The sequence below is a fragment of the Anaerostipes sp. CAG:276 genome (assembly GCF_000432215.1).
Lineage (GTDB): Bacteria > Bacillota > Clostridia > Lachnospirales > Lachnospiraceae > Anaerostipes > Anaerostipes caccae.
This window is the reverse complement of the sequence record NZ_FR889205.1, coordinates 22,596-47,179: the sequence shown is the minus strand read 5'-3', so window position 1 is coordinate 47,179 and position 24,584 is coordinate 22,596. Positions and strand designations below refer to the sequence as shown.

21 protein-coding genes are annotated in these 24,584 nt (G+C 44.6%); 20 read left to right on the top strand and 1 reads right to left on the bottom strand.

What is annotated here, in order from left to right; translation table 11 throughout:
- From QVP35_RS14175 to guaB, 12 genes are all read left to right on the top strand, one after another.
- Nucleotides 1-1,864 (top strand): ATP-dependent Clp protease ATP-binding subunit (locus QVP35_RS14175; RefSeq protein WP_288187944.1); only part of this gene is annotated, 1,864 nt, incomplete at its 5' end.
- 56 nt (nucleotides 1,865-1,920) lie between these two features.
- Nucleotides 1,921-2,334, top strand: coding sequence for a hypothetical protein (locus QVP35_RS14170; RefSeq protein WP_006568093.1), 414 nt, complete (start codon nucleotides 1,921-1,923; stop codon nucleotides 2,332-2,334).
- Between the two features lie 15 nt (nucleotides 2,335-2,349).
- Nucleotides 2,350-3,705 (top strand): DNA repair protein RadA, encoded by a 1,356-nt coding sequence (gene radA, locus QVP35_RS14165; RefSeq protein ID WP_006568092.1) that lies wholly within the window; start codon nucleotides 2,350-2,352, stop codon nucleotides 3,703-3,705.
- Nucleotides 3,706-3,759: 54 nt separating this feature from the next.
- On the top strand, nucleotides 3,760-5,418 hold the full coding sequence (locus tag QVP35_RS14160) for a glutamine--tRNA ligase/YqeY domain fusion protein (RefSeq protein ID WP_006568091.1): 1,659 nt from the start codon (nucleotides 3,760-3,762) through the stop codon (nucleotides 5,416-5,418).
- Between the two features lie 124 nt (nucleotides 5,419-5,542).
- A complete protein-coding gene (locus QVP35_RS14155; protein ID WP_009290302.1) occupies nucleotides 5,543-6,133 on the top strand; it encodes a GrpB family protein in 591 nt (196 codons plus the stop codon).
- 143 nt (nucleotides 6,134-6,276) lie between these two features.
- Nucleotides 6,277-6,549, top strand: a complete 273-nt coding sequence (locus QVP35_RS14150; RefSeq protein WP_006568089.1) for a co-chaperone GroES — start codon at nucleotides 6,277-6,279, stop codon at nucleotides 6,547-6,549.
- Nucleotides 6,550-6,570: 21 nt separating this feature from the next.
- Complete coding sequence (groL, locus tag QVP35_RS14145; protein WP_006568088.1) at nucleotides 6,571-8,199, top strand: chaperonin GroEL; 1,629 nt, start codon at nucleotides 6,571-6,573, stop codon at nucleotides 8,197-8,199.
- Between the two features lie 185 nt (nucleotides 8,200-8,384).
- Nucleotides 8,385-9,062 (top strand): hypothetical protein, encoded by a 678-nt coding sequence (locus QVP35_RS14140; protein WP_022261291.1) that lies wholly within the window; start codon nucleotides 8,385-8,387, stop codon nucleotides 9,060-9,062.
- A 161-nt stretch (nucleotides 9,063-9,223) separates the two neighbouring features.
- The gene (locus tag QVP35_RS14135) at nucleotides 9,224-10,045 is read left to right on the top strand and encodes a sulfide/dihydroorotate dehydrogenase-like FAD/NAD-binding protein (RefSeq protein ID WP_022261290.1); all 822 of its coding nucleotides are present in this window, start codon (nucleotides 9,224-9,226) and stop codon (nucleotides 10,043-10,045) included.
- 2 nt (nucleotides 10,046-10,047) lie between these two features.
- Nucleotides 10,048-11,436 carry an NADPH-dependent glutamate synthase gene (gene gltA, locus QVP35_RS14130; RefSeq protein ID WP_006568053.1) on the top strand — a complete coding sequence of 463 codons (1,389 nt, stop codon included), beginning with the start codon at nucleotides 10,048-10,050 and terminating at the stop codon, nucleotides 11,434-11,436.
- Nucleotides 11,437-11,451: 15 nt separating this feature from the next.
- A complete protein-coding gene (locus tag QVP35_RS14125; RefSeq protein ID WP_009290305.1) occupies nucleotides 11,452-11,820 on the top strand; it encodes a PTS glucitol/sorbitol transporter subunit IIA in 369 nt (122 codons plus the stop codon).
- A gap of 123 nt (nucleotides 11,821-11,943) precedes the next feature.
- Nucleotides 11,944-13,398 carry an IMP dehydrogenase gene (gene guaB, locus QVP35_RS14120; protein WP_009290306.1) on the top strand — a complete coding sequence of 485 codons (1,455 nt, stop codon included), beginning with the start codon at nucleotides 11,944-11,946 and terminating at the stop codon, nucleotides 13,396-13,398.
- Nucleotides 13,399-13,467: 69 nt separating this feature from the next.
- Here guaB and QVP35_RS14115 read toward each other — a convergent pair whose 3' ends face one another.
- The gene (locus QVP35_RS14115) at nucleotides 13,468-14,109 is read right to left on the bottom strand and encodes a superoxide dismutase (RefSeq protein WP_009290307.1); all 642 of its coding nucleotides are present in this window, start codon (nucleotides 14,107-14,109) and stop codon (nucleotides 13,468-13,470) included.
- Nucleotides 14,110-14,245: 136 nt separating this feature from the next.
- Here QVP35_RS14115 and QVP35_RS14110 point away from each other — a divergent pair, with 136 nt between their 5' ends.
- From QVP35_RS14110 to glmM, 8 genes are all read left to right on the top strand, one after another.
- Nucleotides 14,246-17,923, top strand: coding sequence for an efflux RND transporter permease subunit (locus QVP35_RS14110; RefSeq protein ID WP_022261289.1), 3,678 nt, complete (start codon nucleotides 14,246-14,248; stop codon nucleotides 17,921-17,923).
- Between the two features lie 121 nt (nucleotides 17,924-18,044).
- A complete protein-coding gene (locus QVP35_RS14105) occupies nucleotides 18,045-18,761 on the top strand; it encodes a phosphatase PAP2 family protein (RefSeq protein ID WP_009290310.1) in 717 nt (238 codons plus the stop codon).
- Entirely contained in the window at nucleotides 18,751-19,773 is a 1,023-nt protein-coding gene (locus QVP35_RS14100) for a lysylphosphatidylglycerol synthase transmembrane domain-containing protein (RefSeq protein ID WP_009290311.1), read from the top strand. The genes QVP35_RS14105 and QVP35_RS14100 overlap by 11 nt, the downstream gene beginning before the upstream one ends.
- A gap of 10 nt (nucleotides 19,774-19,783) precedes the next feature.
- The gene (locus QVP35_RS14095; RefSeq protein ID WP_006568046.1) at nucleotides 19,784-20,395 is read left to right on the top strand and encodes a CDP-alcohol phosphatidyltransferase family protein; all 612 of its coding nucleotides are present in this window, start codon (nucleotides 19,784-19,786) and stop codon (nucleotides 20,393-20,395) included.
- A 12-nt stretch (nucleotides 20,396-20,407) separates the two neighbouring features.
- Complete coding sequence (locus tag QVP35_RS14090) at nucleotides 20,408-21,289, top strand: phosphatidylserine decarboxylase (protein ID WP_009290312.1); 882 nt, start codon at nucleotides 20,408-20,410, stop codon at nucleotides 21,287-21,289.
- A gap of 69 nt (nucleotides 21,290-21,358) precedes the next feature.
- Nucleotides 21,359-22,567 carry a deoxyguanosinetriphosphate triphosphohydrolase family protein gene (locus QVP35_RS14085; protein WP_009290313.1) on the top strand — a complete coding sequence of 403 codons (1,209 nt, stop codon included), beginning with the start codon at nucleotides 21,359-21,361 and terminating at the stop codon, nucleotides 22,565-22,567.
- Nucleotides 22,568-22,680: 113 nt separating this feature from the next.
- A complete protein-coding gene (locus QVP35_RS14080; RefSeq protein WP_009290314.1) occupies nucleotides 22,681-23,100 on the top strand; it encodes a Fur family transcriptional regulator in 420 nt (139 codons plus the stop codon).
- A 134-nt stretch (nucleotides 23,101-23,234) separates the two neighbouring features.
- Nucleotides 23,235-24,584, top strand: a complete 1,350-nt coding sequence (gene glmM, locus QVP35_RS14075) for a phosphoglucosamine mutase (RefSeq protein ID WP_009290315.1) — start codon at nucleotides 23,235-23,237, stop codon at nucleotides 24,582-24,584.

Sequence of the window (24,584 nt, the reverse complement as noted above, 5' to 3'; positions counted from 1 at the left end):
GCTGATGCAGGTATTGTGCAGGAGGTCCAAAAATAACCCTTGTCTGATCGGAGACCCGGGTGTGGGAAAGACCGCTATCGTTGAAGGGCTGGCTGCGAGGATCGTGCAGGGTAACGTGCCCCTTAATCTAAAGGATAAGAGACTGCTCTCTCTGGATCTGACAAGAGTGATCGCAGGGACGAAGTACCGGGGGGAGTTTGAGGAGCGGATGAAACAGATTATTTCCGAGGTGACGGAAGATCCTTCAGTGATTCTCTTTATTGACGAAATTCACACGATGATCGGGGCAGGCGGTTCTGAGGGAGCCATGGACGCATCCAACATCCTGAAGCCCTCTCTCGCACGGGGAGACTTTCAGCTGATCGGGGCTACAACCAGCGAGGAATATACCAAATACTTTGAGAAGGATGCAGCACTTGTGCGGAGGTTTCAGTCTATTTTGGTGGAGGAGCCTTCGGTGAAAGAAGCAGTCAAGATCCTTGAAGGGCTCAAATATAAGTTTGAATCTCATCACAGAGTGCTGATTCCTGAAGAGGTGACTTCCTATGCGGTGGATCTTTCCTGCCGGTATGTCAACGACCGGTTTCTGCCTGACAAAGCAATCGACGTTCTGGACGAGGCCTGTGCCAAAAAGCGGATGAAGTCTTTGAAAGTGCCGTCGGATATGAAAGAGGAACAGGAGCAGCAAAAGCAGATTGTAAAAGAAATGGAAGCTTACATCAGCAGCGGGCAGATTGAAAAAGCAAGAGAACTGAAGAGCAAAAAAGAGGAAATCGGCAAAAGTCTTGAGAAGAAGTACCGCAGGATGGAAAACCAGCAGAAGAAGATACCTTCCATTGAGATGGAAGATGTGGAGGAGATCATTTCTCTTTGGACCAAGATACCGGTGAACCAGCTGAAACAGGGAGAGATGGAGAGACTTCGGAATCTTGAAAAAATTCTTCACAAACAGGTGATAGGACAGGATAAGGCCGTGGAAGCTGTGGCCAGAGCCATAAAGCGCAGCAGGGTTGGCCTGAAAGATCCAAAACGCCCCATCGGTTCCTTCTTATTTCTAGGGCCTACCGGTGTGGGTAAAACAGAGCTTTCCAAGAGTCTTGCGAAAGCCATGTTCGGAAGGGAAGAAGACCTGATCCGCGTAGACATGTCTGAATACATGGAAAAGCACAGCGTATCAAAGATCATCGGATCACCTCCCGGATATGTCGGTTTCGGAGAAGGCGGACAGCTGAGTGAGCAGGTCAGAAGGCATCCATACTCTGTGATCCTGCTGGATGAGATTGAAAAAGCGCATCCGGATGTATTTAATATCCTGCTTCAGGTGCTGGATGACGGACATATTACAGACTCCAACGGAAGAAAAGTCGATTTCAAAAACACAGTGCTTATTATGACTTCCAACGCGGGCGCGTCCAGGATCATTTCTCCGAAACAGCTTGGGTTTGTCAGAACTTCCGATAAGGAAAAGAATCATGAGAAGATGACTCAGGGTGTGATGGAGGAGGTGCGGCAGATTTTCAAGCCCGAATTCCTGAACAGAATAGACGGAACGATTGTATTTACCATGCTGACTAAAGATGAGCTCCGGGAAATTGCAAAACTCTTTTTGAACAATTTAAAGGAACAGCTGATGAAAAACCATCGGATCTCGGTAAAGATCACGTCCAATGCCGTTTCACTGCTGGCAGACAAAGGGTACAGTGAGACGTACGGTGCAAGACCGCTGCGCCGTGTGATCCAGAGTGAGATCGAGGATGTGCTGGCAGATAAGATCTTAAGCGGTGAGCTTCGGGACGAAGCAGCGCTTACGATCGGAGCAAAAGACAAAAACCTTACTTTTTCGATAAAGGATGCTAGTAAATAAGCAGCAAATATTATATAATAAAATAACAAATGCAGATTTAATAGGAGGATAAGAACATGTCAGTGGTAACAGAGTTGTTTCGCAGCGAAGAAAATGGGACATTAAGCTTCGGGGATTACACATTAGATACGAAAGCCAAAAAGGACAAGATCGAATTTGAAGGGGATATGTACAAAGTGAAAACCTTCAAGACAATGACAAAGCTGGACAAAAACGGACAGCTGATCTTTGAATCTGTACCGGGTTCCGCCGTCCACAATTTTGCTGCAACAACAGACGGAGTGGCATTTGAGATCGAGGCATCAGAAGATGTCCAGGTAACGCTTGAAGTGGAGCCTGAACAGGAATACCGCGTATATATAGACAATATAAATGTTGGAAACATGAAGGCCAATCTAGGAGGAAAACTCACTCTGAGTGTGGAACTGAATCCGGGCATGACGGCTATGGTCCGTGTGAAGAAACAGTAAGGAGCAGGAACTGATATGGCAAAGGCAAAAACCGTCTTTTTCTGCAGTGAGTGCGGACATGAATCATCCAAGTGGCTGGGACAGTGTCCGGCCTGCAAATCGTGGAATACCTTTGTAGAAGAAAAACAATCAGTGACAAAAAAGGGAGGGGCAAAGCCCAGGCGGGCTTCTGCCTCTCCTATGAATATGTCAGAGGTTTCTATAAAGAGTGAGGAACGTATTCCGACAGGCATAGGTGAGCTGGACAGAGTTCTCGGAGGAGGAATTGTGACCGGCTCTCTGTCTTTAGTGGGCGGAGACCCGGGGATCGGAAAGTCTACTCTGCTGCTCCAAGTCTGCAGGAATTTAGTAAATGCAAAGCGGAAAGTTTTATATGTTTCCGGGGAGGAGTCCGCACATCAGATTAAGATGCGTGCAGAGAGGATCGGGGCATTTGAGGATGAACTTCTTCTGTTCTGTGAGACGATTCTGGAGGAGATCCTCGAGGGAATCCGCAAAGTCCGCCCGGAGTTTGTCGTGATAGACTCCATCCAGACGATGTTCAGTGAAGAACTGACCGCGGCAGCGGGAAGTGTATCCCAGGTCCGGGAAGTGACGGCTCAGATGATGAGGATCGCAAAAGAAGAAAATATCGCAGTCTTCATTGTCGGACATGTGACAAAGGAAGGTGTCGTGGCAGGGCCCAGGACACTGGAGCATATGGTGGATACGGTCCTATATTTTGAAGGGGAGAGGGAGGCGGCATACCGGATTCTGCGGGGAGTGAAGAACCGCTTCGGCTCCACAAATGAGATCGGTGTGTTTGAGATGTGCGCAGATGGTCTTACAGAGGTGGAGAATCCGTCCAAGATGATGCTGAACGGGCGCCCTGTGGACGCCTCCGGTTCTGTGGTAGTATGTTCCCTGGAGGGAACCAGGCCGATTCTTATCGAGATTCAGGCACTGATCTCTCCCACGAGTTTTCAGATGCCGAGGAGAACAGCGGTGGGAATTGACTATAATAGGGTCAATCTTCTTATGGCAGTTTTGGAAAAAAGGGTCGGTCTCCAGCTGGGCGGCTGTGACGCCTATGTGAACCTGGCCGGAGGCATGAGGCTGGGAGAGCCGGCGATTGACCTGGGGATTATTCTGGCCATTGCATCCAGCTATAAAAACATACCTCTCCCGGAAGATACGATCATCTTCGGGGAAGTCGGGCTGGTAGGCGAGGTACGGAGAGTATCCCAGGGAGACCAGAGGATCAAAGAGGCGGAAAAGCTTGGATTTAAAACCTGCATCCTTCCCAAGGCAAATGTGGACAGCTTAAAGATCAGGACAAACATGCGGCTTTTGGGCGTCGCAAATGTAAGAGAAGCCCTTGATTGTATTTAAAATATGTCTTATATTATTAGAGAATAATGAAAAGTATGGAGGAATGGAGACACGATGGAAGAGGCGATCTCAAAAAATTTTATAGAACAGATCATTGAAGAAGATCTGAAAGAAGGGAAATACGAAAAAATTGTGACCAGGTTCCCGCCGGAGCCAAACGGCTACCTGCATATCGGACATGCCAAATCAATCCTTTTAAACTATGGACTGGCGAAAGAGTACGGCGGAGATTTTCATTTCCGGTTTGACGATACGAATCCGACGAAGGAAAAGACCGAGTATGTAGATTCGATCAAAGAGGATGTGGAGTGGCTTGGAGCAGATTATGACCAGACGATTTATTTTGCATCCAATTATTTTGACCGTATGTATGAATGTGCAGAGTTCCTGATCAAGAAAGGAAAGGCCTACGTGTGCGACCTGACGCCGGAGGAGATCCGGGAATACAGGGGGACGCTGACGGAACCGGGAAAAAACAGTCCGTACAGAGACCGTACACCGGAAGAAAACCTTGCATTATTCCGCGCAATGAAAAATGGAGAGTTTGAAGACGGAAGCAAGGTGCTCAGGGCTAAGATTGATATGACTTCCGGCAATATGAATATGAGGGACCCGATCCTTTACCGTATTGCCAGAATGGAACATCACAATACAGGTGACGATTGGTGCATTTATCCGATGTATGATTTTGCGCATCCGCTGGAGGATGCCTTTGAAGGCGTGACCCATTCCATCTGTACACTGGAGTTTGAGGATCACAGGCCGCTATATGACTGGGTTGTAAAAGAGTGCGAGTTTGTACATCCGCCGAAGCAGATTGAGTTTGCAAAACTTTATCTTACCAATGTAGTCACGGGAAAACGCTATATCAAGAAGCTGGTGGATGACGGAATCGTGGACGGCTGGGATGATCCGAGGCTTGTGACGCTGTCTGCACTGAGACGCCGTGGATATACTCCGGAATCCATCCGCAGGTTTATGGAGCTGGTCGGTGTGGCTAAGAGTCACAGCTCCGTAGATTATGCCATGCTTGAGTACTGCATCAGAGATGACCTGAAGCTGAAAAAGCCAAGGGTATCGGCTGTCCTGGACCCAATTAAGCTGGTTATTACAAACTACCCGGAAGACAAGGTAGAGTATATGGAAGTAAAAAATAATCAGGAAAATGAAGAGATGGGCACAAGAAAAGTGCCGTTTTGCAGAGAACTGTATATAGAGCGGGATGATTTTAAGATTGAGAGGCCGAAGAAGTATTTCCGTCTGTATCCCGGCAACGAAGTGCGTCTGATGAACGGATATTTTGTGACCTGCACAGACTACGTGACCGATGAGGACGGAAATGTCACAGAGGTACTCTGTACCTATGATCCGGAATCCAGAGGAGGCAACAGCCCCGACGGACGAAAAGTGAAGGGGACCATTCACTGGGTTGCCGCTCCTTTTGCAAAAAAGGCCGAAGTCCGTTTATATGAAAATATTGTAGATGAGGAAAAAGGCGTGTATAACGAGGATGGATCTGTTAATTTAAATCCAGATTCTCTCATAATATTAAAAGACTGCTATGTTGAGCCGTCTCTTGAGGAGGCAGCTCCTGGGGACAGCTTCCAGTTTGTCAGACAGGGGTATTTTTGCCTGGACACAAAAGATACAACAAAGGATCACATGGTATTTAACCGCATTGTTTCTATGAAGAGCTCTTATCAGCCTAAATAGAAGCAGAAGAGAGATAAGCCGTTTTATAACGGCTTATCTTTTCATTTTCTGAGAAATGAAGAATGCTCCGCAGAGTGTGTTTGACTACTTTGTTTAATTTTTGGAAACAATGAAGGAGATGAAGATGAAAAATCTTACAGAGATGTCCAATGAAGAACTGTGGGAACTTTTTCCCATCGTTTTGTGCGGCCATAAGGAAGAATGGAAGCAGATGTATGAAAATGAAAAGAAACTGCTGCTTCATTCGATTGGGCGGGGCCAGGTGGCGAGGATCAGTCACATCGGCAGCACGGCTGTGAAAGGGCTTTTGGCTAAGCCTACGATTGATATCCTTTTGGAAATTGAAGAACACTGCGACCTGAAGGACCTGATCCGGGCGGTGGAGAAGGAAGGATATATCTATGAGAAGAAGCCGAGGAATCCTCCCCCGCATATGATGTTTATGAAAGGTTATACTTTACAGGGATTTGCAAAGAAAGTCTATCATCTCCATGTAAGGTATCCGGGGGACTGGGATGAACTTTATTTCCGGGATTATTTGAAACGGCATCGGGAGGCGGCAGAAGAATACGGGAAATTAAAGACTGGTTTTCAGAAAAAATATGAACATGACAGGGATGCCTATACAAGGGCAAAGACAGATTTTGTAAGAGAGTGCACGAAAAAGGCCCGGAAAGAGTTTGGAGATATCTACCGGCCAGACGGTGAAAAGTGAAAAAATTTTTCAAAAAAGCCCTTGCAATTTTTTGATAGGGTGTTATACTATATTTTGTGATTAGCACTCGATGAGAGTGAGTGCTAACAATAATCGGGTAAATAAGACAAAAGAATTTCATCTGAATTTTAGGAGGTAATGATATGAATTTAAAACCATTAGGAGACAGAGTAGTGCTGAAACAGCTGGAAGCTGAGACTACAACAAAATCCGGAATCGTGTTGACAACAGCATCTCAGGAAAAACCGCAGGAAGCCGAAGTTGTCGCAGTCGGACCTGGAACGGATGAAGTGAAAATGGAAGTAGAAAAGGGACAGAAAGTCATCTATTCCAAATATGCGGGAACTGAAGTGAAATGTGGAGATGATGAATACATCATCGTAAAACAGAACGATATTTTAGCAGTTGTAGAATAGGATTTTTGGAGGAGACGAATCATGGCAAAAGAAATCAAATACGGAATTGATGCAAGAAAAGCGTTAGAAGCAGGTGTAAACCAGTTAGCAGATACAGTCAGAGTTACCATCGGACCAAAAGGAAGAAATGTAGTGTTAGATAAATCTTTTGGTATTCCTCTGATCACAAACGACGGTGTGACAATCGCAAAAGAGATTGAATTAGAAGATGCATTCGAGAACATGGGTGCTCAGATTGTAAAAGAAGTTGCAACAAAGACAAATGATGTTGCGGGTGATGGTACTACAACAGCCACTGTTTTAGCCCAGGCAATGGTAAATGAAGGAATGAAAAACCTTGCGGCAGGTGCAAATCCGATTATTTTAAGAAAAGGAATGAAAAAGGCAACAGATGCGGCAGTAGAAGCAATCGCTGAGATGAGCAGCAAAGTAAACGGCAAAGATCAGATCGCAAAAGTTGCTGCAATTTCTGCCAGTGATGAGGAAGTCGGGGAGTTAGTTGCGGATGCTATGGAAAAGGTGTCTAACGACGGTGTTATCACAATCGAAGAATCTAAGACAATGAAGACAGAATTAGATTTAGTGGAAGGTATGCAGTTTGACCGCGGATATTTATCTGCTTACTTCTCAACAGACATGGAAAAAATGGTCGCTGAATTAGAAGACCCATATATCCTGATCACAGATAAGAAGATTTCTAATATTCAGGATATCCTTCCAATCTTAGAGCAGATCGTACAGAGCGGAAAGAAACTTCTGATCATCGCAGAAGATATTGAAGGCGAAGCACTGACAACATTGATCGTTAATAAACTGCGCGGAACATTCTCTGTGTGTGCAGTGAAGGCACCTGGATACGGTGACAGAAGAAAAGCGATGTTAGAGGATATTGCAATCCTTACAGGAGGAACTGTGATTTCTGAGGAAGTCGGATTAGATTTGAAAGAAACAACGATCGATCAGTTAGGCCGTGCAAAATCTGTAAAAGTTGAAAAAGAAAACACAGTGATTGTTGACGGAGAAGGATCTAAGGATGCAATTCAGGCAAGAATCGGACAGATCAAGGGTCAGCTGGATGAGACAACTTCTGAATTTGATAAAGAAAAATTACAGGAAAGACTCGCAAAATTATCCGGTGGTGTTGCAGTTATCCGTGTAGGTGCGGCGACAGAGACAGAGATGAAAGAAAGTAAACTTCGTCTGGAAGACGCCCTGGCAGCGACAAAGGCAGCAGTTGAAGAAGGTATTATTTTCGGCGGCGGTTCTGCTTATATCCATGCTTCCAAGAAGGTTGCAAAGATGGCAGAAGAATTAGAGGGCGATGAAAAGACAGGTGCAAATATTATCCTCAAAGCTCTCCAGGCTCCATTATTCCACATTGCTGCAAACGCAGGACTGGAAGGTTCTGTTATCATCAATAAAGTTGAAGAACAGGAAGTTGGATTCGGATTCGACGCATTAAATGGAAAATATGTAAATATGATTGAAGCAGGCATCATTGATCCGGCTAAGGTAACAAGAAGTGCATTACAGAATGCAACATCTGTTGCATCTACCTTACTGACAACAGAATCTGTTGTTGCTAATATCAAAGAAGATGCACCGGCAATGCCGGCTGGAGCAGGAGCACCGGGAATGGGAATGATGTAATCGGATTTCATAAGGTGTTTGATTGTAAAAGAGATACAGAAACAAAGAGAAGGCTGATAAACTCGTCAGCCTTCTTTTTTTCATGACATAAAAAATGCATTTCAGTACAAAAGGGTAGACAAAGAGTAAAGAAAGAAGTATAATATTTACAATTCCTAAAATATGTAAGAAGGAGGCGAAAAAAGTTGCCGGAAGAACAAATGATAAAAGACATGTATAATCTGATGCAGCAGGTGAATTCCAGTATGACAGCCTTTGACGGACGAATGGGATGTGTTGAGAGAAAAGTGGATCTGCTGACGGTAAAAACAGAGAATCTGGAAGAAAAAACAGATATGATCGTTCAGGACATTCAGAGACTGGATGAGAAGACAGATGGATTAAGTCAGGATATCCAGAGACTGGACGAAAAAACAGACAGAATGGAAAGCAGTATTCAGGAATTAAATGAAAGAACCTCTGCTTTGGAAGAAAAAACAGATCAGCTGGATCAGACGACAAAATTCCTAAGTGAACAAAACAGCCTTCTCTTACAGCGCACTGATATTCTCACAGAAAAGTCAAATCTTATGTCAGAAAAAATAGATTTTATATCAGAGAAGACAAATTCCATAGAATCCCGTTTGGAGCGAACGGAAGGAGAGGTATCTGATCTTAAAACGAAAATGGAAGCTGGATTTTCCGATATTCATATGATTCTGGAGAATGAAATCTGCACCAAATTAAATGTACTCTTTGAAAACCGTGAAGATTCATCCAGATACAAGATGGTTATAAGAAGACAGGATGTTTTGGAGACCGATGTCGATCTGTTAAAAAAGACAGTCACAAATCACAGTGTAAAATTAAACAAAATATTTTAAGGAGAAGGAGCCGGTTCTTTCTCCTTTTTTCTGTGCAGAAACAAGGCAGGTTTTTTCATTTGTTAAGAGTATTTTAAGAATTTCAAAAAAATGCTTTGCTATTGTACAGTTTCACGATATAATAAAAAAGATATTAAAAGATGCAGAAAGAGGTGTATTTGGTGTATAAAATAGTAAAAAAAGAGACACTTAATAACTTGGTTGAATTGATGGAAATTCACGCACCATTCGTTGCAAGGAAGTGTGAACCAGGTCAGTTCATTATTATCCGTGTTGATGAAAAAGGCGAGAGAGTTCCTTTGACTATCGCAGATTATGACAGAGAAAAGGAAACAGTCACAATCATTTATCAGGTTGTCGGATATTCCACAGAATTATTAAGCAAGAAGAAAGAGGGAGACTATGTAGCCGATTTTGTAGGTCCTCTAGGACAGCCGTCCATCTTACATAAACGAGAGAGAGTTTTAGGTGTGGCAGGCGGAGTCGGTGCAGCACCTCTTTATCCTCAGCTTCGCAAACTTGCCGAAATGGGAGTTCCTGTAGATGTTATTATCGGAGGCAAGAGTGCAGAATTTGTTATCTTAAAAGAGAAATTTGAAGAGTTCTGTGAAAATGTATTTATTGCCACAGATGACGGAAGCCTTGGAACAAAAGGATTTGTTACGAATGTTCTGGAAGATCAGATTGCAAAAGGCGTGAAGTATGACGAAGTCATCGCGATCGGGCCGCTGATCATGATGAAAAATGTTGTAAAGATTACAAAACAGCATGATATTCCGACGATGGTATCCCTGAATCCGATCATGATTGACGGAACCGGTATGTGCGGCGGATGCCGTGTCACAGTAGGCGGAGAAACGAAGTTTGCCTGTGTGGACGGACCGGATTTTGACGGATTCCAGGTGGATTTTGATGAATGTATGAAACGTCAGACAATGTTCAGAGAAGAAGAACACGAGTGTAAGATTGGGAGGGGTAAATAGTCATGGCAAATATGAGTCCAAATAAAGTAGCAATGCCGGAACAGGATCCGAATGTTCGGAATAAGAACTTTAAAGAAGTTGCTTTGGGATATACGAAAGAAATGGCTATGGAAGAAGCAACCCGCTGCTTAAACTGCAAAAATAAACCGTGTGTCAACGGATGTCCGGTCAATGTACCGATTCCGGAATTTATCGAAAAAGTAGCTGCAGGTGATTTTGAAGGCGCTTATGAAGTAATCACGAGTGAGAATGCCCTGCCTGCTATCTGCGGCCGCGTATGTCCTCAGGAAAATCAGTGTGAGGGTAAATGTGTCCGTGGGATCAAGGGTGAACCTGTTGGTATCGGGCGTATGGAGCGGTTTGTTGCAGACTACCACATGGCAAATGCAGAACCGGCTGAAGTCAGCATCGAAAAGAATGGAAAGAAAGTCGCAGTCGTAGGATGCGGACCTGCAGGTATTACCTGTGCCGGTGAACTGATCAAAAAAGGATATGAAGTGACAGTATTTGAAGCACTGCACAAGCCGGGCGGAGTACTGAGCTACGGAATTCCGGAATTCCGTCTTCCAAAGGATCTAGTGGCGAAAGAAATAGAATCTGTTGAAAATCTTGGCGTGAAGATCGAGACCAATGTGATTGTCGGAAGATCTGTTACCATCGACGAGCTGATGGAAGACGGATATGAAGCTGTCTTTGTGGGCAGCGGAGCAGGACTTCCAAGATTCTTAAATATACCGGGAGAAAACTACCTGGGAGTTTATTCTGCCAATGAATTCTTAACCCGTGTGAACCTCATGAAGGGTTACGAATTCCCAGAGTACCCGACCCCGGTCAAGATCGGAAAGAAAGTTGCAGTCGTGGGAGCAGGAAACGTAGCGATGGATGCTGCCAGAACAGCGAAGCGTCTTGGAGCAGATGAGGTATATATTGTTTACAGACGAAGTGAAGAGGAAGCTCCTGCCCGTCTGGAAGAACTTCACCACGCTAAAGAAGAAGGAATTATCTTTAAGTTTTTAAATAATCCGGTAGCCATTAAGGCAAATGAGGACGGATGGGTAGAGAAGATGGAGATCGTAAAACAGGAATTAGGAGAACCCGATGCCTCAGGAAGAAGGTCTCCGGTTCCGATTGAAGGGTCCAACTACGATATTGATGTAGATACTGTTGTCATCGCGATTGGACAGAGTCCGAACCCGTTAATTCGTCACACAACACCAGGCTTGGATGTTCAGAAATGGGGCGGTATCATTGTTGACGAGGAGACGATGGAATCAAGCAAAGACGGAGTCTATGCAGGAGGAGATACTGTCACGGGTGCGGCAACTGTCATTTTGGCCATGGGTGCCGGGAAGAAAGCTGCGGCAGCCATTGACAAAAAGTTAAGAGGATAATCGGGAGGACAGGATATGAGCAAAACTATTTTTCAAACATCTGTCTATGAATTGGGAGACCAGGTTGATGCCTTTTATGACGAAGGGATGTTTGTGCTGTTCGGTGAGAATGTTCCGGATACATTAAAAGATTTCTGCCATTTTATCGATGTCAATGAAGTAGACGGGACAATCGGCAAAGGAAACACACTGGTGATTGACGGTGCAGAGTTTAAGATCTCGGCTGTGGGAGAGATTGCCCAGTCTAATTTAGAGACTCTTGGACATCTGACGGTAGTATTCAGCGGGGCAGCTGAGGCAGGGCTTCCGGGAAGCATCTGTGTTGAGGCCAAGCCAATGCCTAAGTTAAAAGTCGGATCAAAGATCGAAATTAAAGAAGACTAGACGATTGTACAAAGGATTATTGTTTTCGGACAATAATCCTTTGTTTGTTGACAAAGAATTTAGAATTTGTTATAGTATAAAACTATAAATTAGAATACGAAAGACATAGAAAGCGAGGAAAAAATGGGAAAGTTAATTGGCCAGGGAATCACATTTGACGACGTATTATTAGTTCCGGGATATTCAGAAGTAATCGCAAATGAAGTGGTGACAGAGACCCGTCTGACAGACAAGATTACATTAAATATTCCTTTAATGAGTGCCAGCATGGATACGGTAACAGAGCACCGTATGGCGATCGCAATGGCAAGGCAGGGCGGTATCGGTATCATTCATAAGAATATGACCATTGCACAGCAGGCAGACGAAGTGGACAAGGTAAAACGTTCGGAAAACGGTGTCATCACAGATCCTTTTTCTTTAAGTCCTGAACATACGATCCAGGACGCAGATGACCTGATGGGAAAATACCGCATATCAGGGGTGCCGATTACTGAGGGAACCAAACTGGTCGGAATCATCACAAACCGTGATTTAAAGTTCGAAACAGATTTTTCAAAGAAGATCAAGGAATCCATGACATCAGAAAATCTTGTCACAGCGCAGGAAGGGATCACCCTGGAAGAGGCAAAACAGATTTTAGGGAAGGCAAGGAAAGAAAAACTTCCGATCGTGGACAAAGACTTTAACTTAAAAGGTTTAATTACTATTAAGGATATTGAAAAACAGATCAAATACCCGCATGCTGCAAAAGACGAACAGGGCAGACTGCTGTGTGGTGCCGGTGTGGGGATCACAGCCGATATCTTGGACCGTGTGGATGCATTGGTAAAAGCTCACGTAGATGTAGTGGTTGTCGACTCAGCCCATGGACATTCTGCAAACGTATTAAAGGCAGTCAGAATGGTGAAAAAAGCATATCCTGAACTGCAGGTCATTGCAGGAAATGTAGCCACGGCAGAGGGTACAAAAGCATTGATTGAGGCAGGGGCCGACGCTGTCAAAGTGGGAATCGGACCAGGATCCATCTGTACCACCCGTGTGGTTGCCGGAATCGGTGTTCCGCAGATTACTGCGATTATGGGGGCATATGAAGAGGCAAAGAAAGCAGGGATTCCGATCATTGCAGACGGCGGGATCAAGTTTTCAGGAGATATTACAAAAGCGATTGCAGCCGGTGCCAGTGCATGTATGCTCGGAAGTATGATGGCCGGATGTGATGAGAGCCCAGGAGAGTTTGAACTCTACCAGGGAAGAAAATATAAAGTATACCGCGGCATGGGATCCTTAGCAGCTATGGAATGCGGAAGCAAAGACCGCTATTTCCAGACAAACGCTAAGAAATTGGTTCCGGAAGGTGTCGAGGGCCGTGTGGCATACAGAGGGACTGCAGAAGACACCATTTTCCAGCTGCTCGGCGGACTCCGCTCCGGCATGGGATACTGCGGGGCAAAAACCGTAGAAGAACTGCAGGAGAAGGGACAGTTTGTACAGATTACGGCTGCATCCTTGAAAGAAAGCCATCCGCATGACATTCATATCACAAAAGAAGCACCTAATTACAGCGTAGACGTTTAAGAACTTTCCTATGGAAAAATAAAAAGCAGCAGTTATAAAAATTAACTGCTGCTTTTTGAATGTGCAGGTTTACTGGTGCTCTTCAAACCATTGTCTGCTGTCTTCAAGCCGTTTGTTTACATAGTCCCAGTTGATTAGTGAAAACCAGTTGTTCACATAATCAGGGCGCCGATTTTGGTACTGGAGATAATAAGCATGTTCCCAGACATCGACAGGAAGCAGAGGATAAAGAGTATCACTGAGCGGTACATCCTGATTTGGAAGATTTATCACTTTTAGTTTTCCATTGTTATTTACAAGCCATCCATAACCGGAACCAAACTGTGACAATGCGGCCTCTGTCATTTCTTTCATGAAGGTATCAAGGGACCCGAAATCTCTCTCTATGGCTTTTCCAATTTCTCCTTCGGGAGTTGTGAATTCATCCTTTTCCATAGCGTTAAAATATACTTGATGGTTGTAAACTCCTCCGCCGTTGTTCTTAACAGGGGTTTTTGCTTCTTCCGGAATTTTGTCAGGTTCTGTAAGCAGCTGTTCCAGCGTCATGTTATGCAGATCTTGGTGGGGTTTGATTGCCGCATTCAGTTTTTCTACATAGGCGGCAAGATGTTTATCGTGATGAAATCTGAGGGTTTCAGCGTCAATCACCGGCTCCAGGGCATCATAATCGTATGGAAGCGGTTCGAGGGAAAATGGGTATGTTTCATTCATATTATAATTTATCTCCTTTTTTCTTTTTATTTTACGTGGGAATCTAAAATAATATTCAAAAAAACTTGAATCCTTTGAGCGGTCATGCTAACATTGTATTATTCTTATAATACAAAAACTCAAAAGGGGAAAAAACATGTTTTCAAAATTTAGTGTGCGCAAGCCATATACTGTCATTGTGGGAGTCATCCTGGTAATTATTCTGGGCATTGTCTCTTTTTCCAAAATGACTACGGACTTGCTTCCGAGTATGGAACTTCCATACGCTCTTGTCATGACTACCTATCAGGGGGCTTCTCCTGAAGAAGTGGAGACTACGGTGACAAAGCCGGTGGAACAGGCCATGGCAACCATATCCAACATCAAACAGGTGGCATCTTCCTCCAGTGAGAATATGTCCGTTGTCTATATGGAGTTTGAAGGCGATGCCAATATGGATTCGGCAGCTCTTGATATGCGGGAAAAGCTGGATATGATCAAAGGATACTGGCCTGACAAAGTAGGCAATCCTACGATCATGAAATTAAATCCGGACATGATGCCGGTGCTTGTGACTGCGATTGATTCGGACAACAAAGATATGTCTGAGATTTCAAAGCTGATCAAAGACAAAGTTTCTCCGGGTGTGGAGGCAGTGGAAGGTGTTGCCTCTGTAAGCGAGACCGGAATGCTTGAAGAGAATATCAATGTTATCATCAATGAGGACAAGATCAAATCATTAAATAAAAAGATTCAAAAGGCTTTGGACGGCCAGTTTGACGAGGCTCAGGATGAGCTGGACCGGGCGAAAGCAAAACTTGACGGAAGCAAGGCACAGCTGAATTCTAAGAGAACGGAGCTCAACGATACCCTTGCGAAAGCACAGACGGCTCTAAACAGCGGGAAATTAAGCCTTGCCCAGAAGGAGGTAGAGGTCACAAGTGTTCTTACCAATCTTCAAAATCAGAAAAAAGCTTTGGAACTTGTAAAACAGGCGGGGGAAGAAGGACTTAAACAGCTGGAGGCACAGCTCAAAACTGTGACAGACCCCGCACAGAAGGCGCAGCTTCAGGCTCAGATCACAGAGATTAAAAAGCAGCTGAAAACAGCAGACAGTACGATAAAGACCCTGGATAAAAATATTGAAGTTTTACAGAAGGCGTTAAAGCAGATCCAGAAGGGCAAAAAACAGATCGACGCCAATCTGACGACAGTGACTGCCCAGACCGCCAATGCCAACAGCCAGATGACATCAGGAGAGATCGGCATCGCACAGGGCGAATCACAGATCGCTGCGGGCCAGCAGCAGCTGGATGCCAGCAAAAAGCAGGCAAAAGCGGCGGCTGACATAAAAGATAAACTGACTGTGGACAATGTAAAAGCCATGCTGATCGCACAGAATTTTGAAATGCCTGCGGGATATATTTCAGAAGACAACACACAATATCTGGTCAGAGTCGGGGATAAAGTTACCAGTCAGGAAGATCTGGAAGACATGGAGCTGATGGATCTCGGCATTGATAACTTTGCGCCGATCCGTCTGAGTGATGTTGCAGATGTGGCAGTTGTCAACAATAAAAAGGATAATTACTGCAGGGTAAATGGCAATGATGCGGCGGTGCTGAGCATTCAGAAACAGAACAATTACTCTACGGCAGACGTATCAAAGAGGGTTTCCGAGAAGCTGGAAACACTCAAAAAAGAGAACCCCGGACTGCATTATACAAACTTAATGGATCAGGGAATCTACATAGATATGGTTGTAGGATCTGTTCTGCAGAATCTTGGAATGGGTGCAGTGCTGGCAGTGCTGATCCTGCTTGTGTTTTTAAAGGATATCAAACCTACTGCCGTCATCGCCTGCTCCATTCCGATTAGTGTAGTGTTTGCCGTCGTTATGATGTATTTCAGCGGCATTACCCTGAATGTTATTTCCCTTTCCGGCCTTGCGCTCGGAGTCGGTATGCTGGTGGATAACTCGATTGTTGTTATAGAGAATATTTACCGGCTGAGAAAAGAAGGGGTGCCGGTCAAGGAGGCTGCGATCGAAGGAGCAAAAGGGGTAGCCGGAGCAATCACTGCTTCTACGCTGACAACAATCTCTGTCTTCCTGCCGATTGTGTTCACAACAGGACTTACGAAGAAGCTGTTTTCCGATATGGCGCTGACAATCGGATATTCACTGATTGCCAGTCTGATCGTTGCAGTGACTTTTGTTCCGATGATGTCCGCCGGAGTGCTTCACAAAGTGACTGAAAAGGACAACAGGCTGTTTGACGGACTTCAGTCTTTGTACCGCGGAGTCATGGATAAGGTGCTCAGGAGGAAATGGATTGCCATCGTACTGACGCTGGCAGTGTTTGTGGGAGCAGTGATCGGGGCAACAAGGATTGGAACTTCCCTGATGCCGTCTATGGACAGTTCACAGATGAGCCTTACCATCGAGATGCCGAAAGGATCAGGCCTGAGTGATACGGCGGCTATGTCTGATACGGTCATGAAAAAAATTCGTGAGATTCCTGATGTAGACGGCGTCGGAGCTATGGTGAGCAGTTCATCAGGCATGGGAGGCACTTCGTCGGGAAGCAAGGCAGATCAGGATACAGCCAGCATGTATATCATGCTGAAAGAAGATAAAAAGCAGACAAATAAAGAGATAAAAAATGAGATCTTAAAAAAGACAAAGAAATTCGACTGTGAGATCCAGGTACAGGAGTCCAACATGGATATGAGCGCCCTCGGGGGAAGCGGGATTGCCATCGAAGTCAAAGGAAATGATATGAAAACGCTCCGCAGGACAGCCAGTGATATTGCAAAAAGGGTGGAATCTGTCAAAGGCACGAAGAATGTCAGTGACGGACAGGAGGAAACGACTCCCGATATCCATGTTACAGTTGATAAAGCAAAAGCCGCAAAATATGGTCTCACGGTGGCGACCGTTTATCAGCAGCTCAGCTCCAAGATTCAGGAGGGCTCCACAGCGACTACGATCAGCCAGAATGAAAAACAGTGGGATGTAAAAGTGTCTAATGACACCAAGGACAATATTACAAGAGCACAGCTGAAGAAAATGAAGCTCACTGGAACGAAGAAAGGGGAGAGCAGGGAAGTGGCACTTTCCAAAGTAGCCAGCTTCAGTGATACCGACAGTCTCTCTACGATCTCAAGATCAGCTCAGGAGAGAATACTGAATGTAACCGCAGAGCTTGAGGACGGTTACAATATCGGTATCGTAAGCCAGAATGTGACCAAAGCGCTGAAGGGGTACAAGGCGCCTGCAGGATACAGTTATAAAGTGGCGGGTGAGATGGAATCCATAAATGATACCGCGGGACAGGTAGGATTGATGCTGATTTTGGCAATCGCATTTATGTATCTGATTATGGTGGCACAGTTCCAGTCACTCAAGTCTCCTTTCATTATCCTGTTTACAATTCCTCTGGCATTTACAGGTGGTCTGATCGGACTGTTTGTGGCGGGCAAGGATCTGAGCATCATTGCCATGATCGGTTTCGTCATGCTGTCCGGTATCATCGTAAATAATGGTATCGTTCTGGTGGATACGATCAATCAGCTGAGAGATAAAGGCTACGAGCTCATGGATGCTGTCATAACTGCCGGTTCCATGAGAATCCGGCCGATTTTAATGACGGCGATCACGACAATTCTGGGTCTTTCTACCATGGCACTGGGTCTTGGATCCGGGGCAGAAATGGTACAGCCGATGGCCATCGTTACAATCGGGGGACTGATTTATGGAACTTTGCTTACATTAATCTTTATCCCTTGTATCTACCTGGTGTTTAACAGAAAGAAGAAAAGGCAGAGATCCTGATTTTCTTACAAATGTATTAAATAAATGAGCTTGGCTTTACATTTTGATGATGGAAAGCTATAATAAGACAAGAATCATGTCATGTATTATGACATGGTTTTTGTTTGTAAAGGAGTGAAATATGAAAAAACTGGATGGACATTTATGGAATATAATCCCCAAATATGCAGTGCTCCCATTGATTTGTTCTTTCACTTTTAATTCACTGATTTATACGGGTACACAGATTCTGTGCAGGGATTTAAAGCATTATGATTTTACAACGGCATTTGACCGTGCAGTACCTCTGATACCGGAATTTACGAGTATCTATCTGATCTGTTATCTGTTTTGGGCTGTGAATTATATCATGATAGGCAGGATTGGGAAGGAGCATTTATACCGGTTCTTAGTAGGAGATTTACTCTCCAGAGTCATCTGCGGTATCTTCTTTGTAATGGTTCCGACGACTCTGGCAAGGCCCGAAATAACCGGAACCGGGATATGGGATCAGATGCTGAATCTGGTTTATACGGTTGATCCGTCGGCAAATCTGTTTCCGTCCATCCATTGTCTGGTCAGCTGGTTTTGTTATGTTGGGATCAGGGGACAGAAAAAAGTTCCTTTGTGGTATCAGCGTTTTTCCTGTGTTTTTGCAGTTCTGGTGTGTATTTCCACTCAGGTTACGAAGCAGCATTATATCATAGACCTGATAGGAGGGATACTGCTGGCAGAGGCTATGTATCTGGTCGGTCAGAAGACGGATTGGTATCTGAAACTGCAGAGTATGTTTACAAAGATCAACCGTGGTGTACATTTGGAGAGGGCAATCGACAAAGAGGTAGGTTATGGAGAATAAGAAGCGCTGGATTGGCAATGGCATCTTCTTTTTTGCACTGTTCGGGCTTACATTTTATGCAATCTTTCGCGGAAAAGAGCTGCCGGAACTTTTAAAGGTTATGAGAAGCGTCAGCCCTGTATACTATATATTAGGTTTTGGGCTGATCATCGTGTTTGTATGCTGCGAAGCTTTTATCATTTACAGAATGCTGCGTGTGCTCCGGTACCGCGTGCCGAAAAGGCACTGTATTCTCTATTCGTTTGTAGGATTTTTTTTCAGCTGCATCACGCCGTCGGCCACCGGAGGACAGCCGGCTCAGCTTTACTATATGAACCGGGATAAGATCGATGTTTCGGTGGGAACCGTTGTTTTGATGATCGTTACAATTTTATATAAGTTTGTATTAGTATTTCTGGGAGCGGCGATCTTTGTGTTCCGGCACAGTCTGATTACAGACTATATATCTCAGGTAGCATTTTTCTTTTATCTCGGTATCGGACTGAATGTTTTCTGCGTCGCACTGATGCTGATGCTGGTATTTGAACCGACGCTTGCGTCCAGAGTGCTTCTGTCAATGATACGGATGCTGGAAAAAATTCATATCCTTAAAAAGAAAGAAGAGCGGATCAGAAAAATAGAGGGCTGGATGCAGGACTACCATAAGGCTGCTGCAGTCATTAAAGAATATAAACTCATGATTTTTGAGATGTTTTTGGTGACTTTGGTTCAGAGAATTCTGCATTTTTCCATCACATATCTTGTCTATAAGGCGCTGGGACTCTCTGCACTTGGATTTGTTGATATTGTAGCACTTCAGTGTGTCATATCGATCTCGGTGGATATGCTTCCTCTTCCGGGAGGAATGGGAATCAGTGAAGGCTTGTTTTTAAGTATTTTCCATAAGATATTCAGGGGCAGTCTGCTGTATCCGGCAATGCTGCTGAGCCGGGGAATCAGTTATTATGCTCTGGTGCTGATCAGTGCATTCTTGACTTTTGTGGCTCATGTGACAATAAAGCGTAAGGAATAGAGGTTTAATTATGATAGGATTTTATAATGTGTCAGTGATACTGACATATGCAGGTGTCGTCAGTGCTGTATTCGGTATGTCAGCGGCATTTAACGGAAACTTTAAAATAGCAATGATTTGTCTGATGATCTCCGGATTTACAGATATGTATGACGGAACCGTCGCAAAAATGATCAAACGCTCCGATGACGCAAAGAAATTTGGAATCGAGATTGATTCCCTCTGTGATCTGATCTGTTTTGGAGCGTTTCCTGTCGTCATAGGTTATTCCATGGGGATGGATGCCTGGTATGCAAAAATCATATATATGATGTACATTCTGGGAGCGGTGATCCGGCTGGCATTTTTTAATGTCACCGAAGAACAGAGACAGGCAGAGACAAGCGAGAGAAGAAAACATTACCGGGGACTTCCGGTCACATCGGTAGCACTGATTCTGCCCGTCGTATATCAGCTGAAAAGGTTTTTTACAGCACAGTTTCCATACATATATCTGCTGGCAGTATTGATCATTTCTCTGCTGTTTGTAATTGATTTTAGTGTGTTTAAGCCGGGAAAGAAGTGCATGTTCGCATTTGTAATTATAGGCATCCTGATCGCCGTCAGAATATATTTTCTTTAAAGGAGAAAAGAAATGAAATACGTGGATCAAAAAGGCCGCTGTTATGAGGAAGAAACTTTTCAGGATAAATTTCTGAAGCTTCTTTATGGAACTTACATCGGCCGTATCAAATTAAAGATTCTCACAAAGCCCTGGATATCCAGGCTGGGAGGTCTTTTTCTGAGTACAGGCTTCTCAAAGTGTCTGATCGAGCGGTTTGTCAGAAAAAATAAGATCGATATGAGGGAGTATGAGGACAGGATCTATACGTCTTATAATGATTTTTTCACGAGGAGGATCAAGCCTGGAAAGCGGCTGCTTCCTGAAAATCAGGATATTCTGTTCAGTCCTTGCGACTGTAAAGCAAGCGCATACCGCATAACAGAAGACACGTCATTTTGTGTGAAAGATACGGTCTATACCGTGGAGTCACTGCTTAGAAGCAGAAAGATCGCTGACCATTTCAGAAACGGCTACGCAGTCATTCTGCGCCTTACAGTCGATGATTATCACAGGTACTGCTATTTTGACAACGGCACGAAGAGCAGGAATTATTTTATAAAAGGGGCCTACCACACTGTGAATCCGACAGCCAATAACTATGTGTCTGTCTATAAAGAAAATGCCAGGGAGTTTACCATGATGAAGACGGAGCATTTCGGCGATGCAGTCCAGATGGAAGTTGGAGCTCTGATGGTAGGGCGGATCGTAAACCATCACGAAGAAGGCATCATGCACCGCGGTATGGAAAAGGGATATTTTGAGTTTGGAGGCTCCACCATCGTTCTGCTTTTCAGAGGCGACAAGGTAGAGATCGATGAATGTTTATTGGAAAGAACGAAAGACGGATGTGAGACAAAACTAAAACAGGGCCAGCGTTTAGGCATGGCAAAAAAACAAAGTCTGCAATCATAATTGTAGGCTTTTTCTGTTTTATAAATTGAGTCAGCGGGCATGATTCGGGATTTAGGGAGGAAGAGGAAAATGCTTAATTATCATGAACTTTCAAAAGAACTGCAGAAGGAAATCATCAGGGACCGGCAGGTGGGCTGGAAAAATCCCTATGCATGTACGGATGAACAGGTGATCCGGAAAAATCGGGAAAGAGATAAGGCCAGCCTCTGGAGACCGGCTTTTGTCCGGGATGTGGAAAAGATCATCCACTCTCCATACTACAACCGGTATACAGATAAGACCCAGGTATTTTCATTTTTCCTGAACGATGATATTTCCAGAAGATCTCTGCATGTACAGCTTGTCTCAAGGATTGCCAGAAATATCGGTAAGCTCCTGGGTTTAAACTGTGACCTGATCGAGGCGGTCGCCCTCGGACACGACATCGGACACACGCCGTTCGGACATGCGGGAGAACGGTATTTGGATGAACTTTATCATGAGAAGACAGGACAGTGTTTTCAGCACAATATTCAAAGTGTGCGGGTGCTGGACGGGATGTTTGAGCGGAACCTTTCACTGCAGACATTGGATGGAATCCTGTGTCACAATGGAGAATTTGAACAGCAGGAGTACCGTCCCTGCCGGATGGATACTTTTGAAGAGTTTTATGAGAAGATGGGAAACAGCAGTCAAAACAAAGACTATATCAAAACTCTGATCCCCTCAACCCTGGAAGGATGTGTGGTCAGGATCTGCGATATGGTAGCCTATCTTGGCAAGGACCGGCAGGATGCGAAGAAAGCAAAGCTGATTGAGAGCAGTGATATTTTTACTCAGGGGGAGATCGGAGTAGAAAATGCGGAGATTATCAATAACATGATCGTGAACATTGTTGAAAACAGTTACCGAAAAGACTATATCATGCTGGATTCAAAGTATTATGATGCCATGAAGATCGCCAAGAAAGAAAACTATGAACAAATTTATTTCAACAAAAAACTGGACTGTATTTATTCGGAAAATGTGGCTCCGATGTTCCGGGAAGTCTATGAAAAGCTGTATGCTGATTTGATCGCGGGAAATGAAGAATCGGTGATTTTTAAACACCATATAGAATACGTGGAGGAGGCCAGGTCTTATTATGATGCGTCAAGATCCTACGCAGAGGAGGAGCCGAACCGGATTGTGGCCGATTATATTGCGAGCATGACAGATGATTATTTTGTAGATCTCTACCATCACTTATTTCCGAAAGGGAAATACCATGTGAATTATAAGTCTTATTTTGAAAATTGATATCAATAAAAACTTGACAATTTTAGAAAAGTTGCGTATGATAAGGCTATAAATGATATTGGTTATCAATTTATAGAGGCACCGCAGAGAGACAGATGCGAATGGGAGGCAGTATGACCACAGAACTTAGCCGGGAAAGAATCATAGAGCAGCTTCGGGAGCAGGGGCTTCGGATTACAAGCCAGAGAAAAGTGATTCTGGATGTGATTTTAAAAAATAATTGTTCCTGCTGCAAAGAAATCTTTTATGAGGCGACAAAAATAGATCCTGCCATTGGCAGAGCGACTGTCTACCGGATGATGAATACCTTGGAAGAGTTAGGAGTCATCGACCGGGGAAAGCAGTACGAGATCTGTTACGAGGGATTATTCGGAACAGAGAAGGATCAGACGAGTCTGCTCACAAAAGAAGAGATGAAGGAACTCCCCAAGGATATATGGTATCCCGCCCTGAAAAAAATGCTCAGGGCCCTTGGTGAGATTAAGGATGAAGATATTTCCGTTGTTGTAAAAGTCAGCCGGAAAAGCAGTTAAAAGTGTGTCCCCGCTGGAGACAGTGCTGTCAAAGCATGATCTCCGGCGGGGATTTTTTGTTTTTCAACGGTGAGACTTTATGTTATAATACATTCTAGGTTATTTTAAAATAAAGTATGAGAAAGAGGTCAATCATGGGAAAATATTTTGGCACTGACGGCTTCCGCGGAGAGGCAAATATCGATCTGACAGTGGAGCATGCATATAAAGTAGGAAGATTTTTGGGATGGCATCTGGGCAAGGAAAAGAAACGCCCGAAAGTAGTCATAGGAAAGGATACGAGGAGAAGCAGCTATATGTTTGAACATGCGCTGGTGGCCGGACTTACGGCTTCAGGAGCCAACGCTTACATGCTCTATGTGACTACGACTCCGAGTGTGTCTTACGTAGTCCGCACGGAACAGTTTGACTGCGGCATTATGATTTCTGCCAGCCACAATCCATACTATGACAACGGGATCAAGCTGATCAACGCCAAGGGACATAAGATGGATGCGGAAGTCGAAGAACAGATCGAGGCATACATCGACGGTGAGATCGGAGAACTTCCTTTTGCCACGAAAAGCGATATCGGAAGGGCGAAAGATTACGCATCTGGAAGAAACCGATACATAGGATATCTCATCTCCCTGGCCACACGGTCATTTAAAAATGTAAAGGTCGGACTGGACTGTTCCAACGGAAGTTCTTCCAGCATTGCAAAGAATGTATTTGAAACACTGGGTGCAGAGGTCTATGTGATCAACAATGAACCGGACGGAACAAATATCAACACCAACTGCGGTTCCACTCATATAGAGATCCTGAAGGGATTTGTAAAAGAGAACCACCTGGATGTGGGATTCGCATACGACGGCGACGCAGACCGGTGTATTGCTGTGGATGAGAACGGGGCAGAAGTAAACGGCGATCTGATCCTGTATGTGTGCGGAAAATACATGAAAGAGCACGGCGCTCTCAACAATAACACGGTCGTCACGACGGTCATGTCCAACCTCGGTCTTTACAAGGCCTTTGACCGGGCCGGCATCGACTATGAAAAAACAGCAGTGGGAGATAAATATGTGTATGAAAATATGTCCAGAAACGGACACGGCCTGGGCGGTGAACAGTCAGGACATATTATTTTCAGCAAGTTTGCGACTACCGGAGACGGGATTCTGACTTCTTTAAAGATCATGGAGGCCATGCTGGAACAGAAACAGTCACTCGGTCAGCTGGTAAAGGATGTGGATATCTATCCGCAGATTCTTGAGAACGTCAAAGTACGGGATAAAAAAGACGCCAGGGAAGACGAAGACGTGATCACAGCGGTGGAAGCTGTGGAGAAGGAACTCGGAAATGACGGAAGGATTCTTGTAAGGGAGAGCGGAACGGAACCTTTGGTGCGTGTCATGGTGGAAGCCAAAACTCACGAGATCTGCAGGGAACATGTGGACCGTGTAGTGAAAGTCCTGCGCCAAAAGGGACACGTCATCGACTGA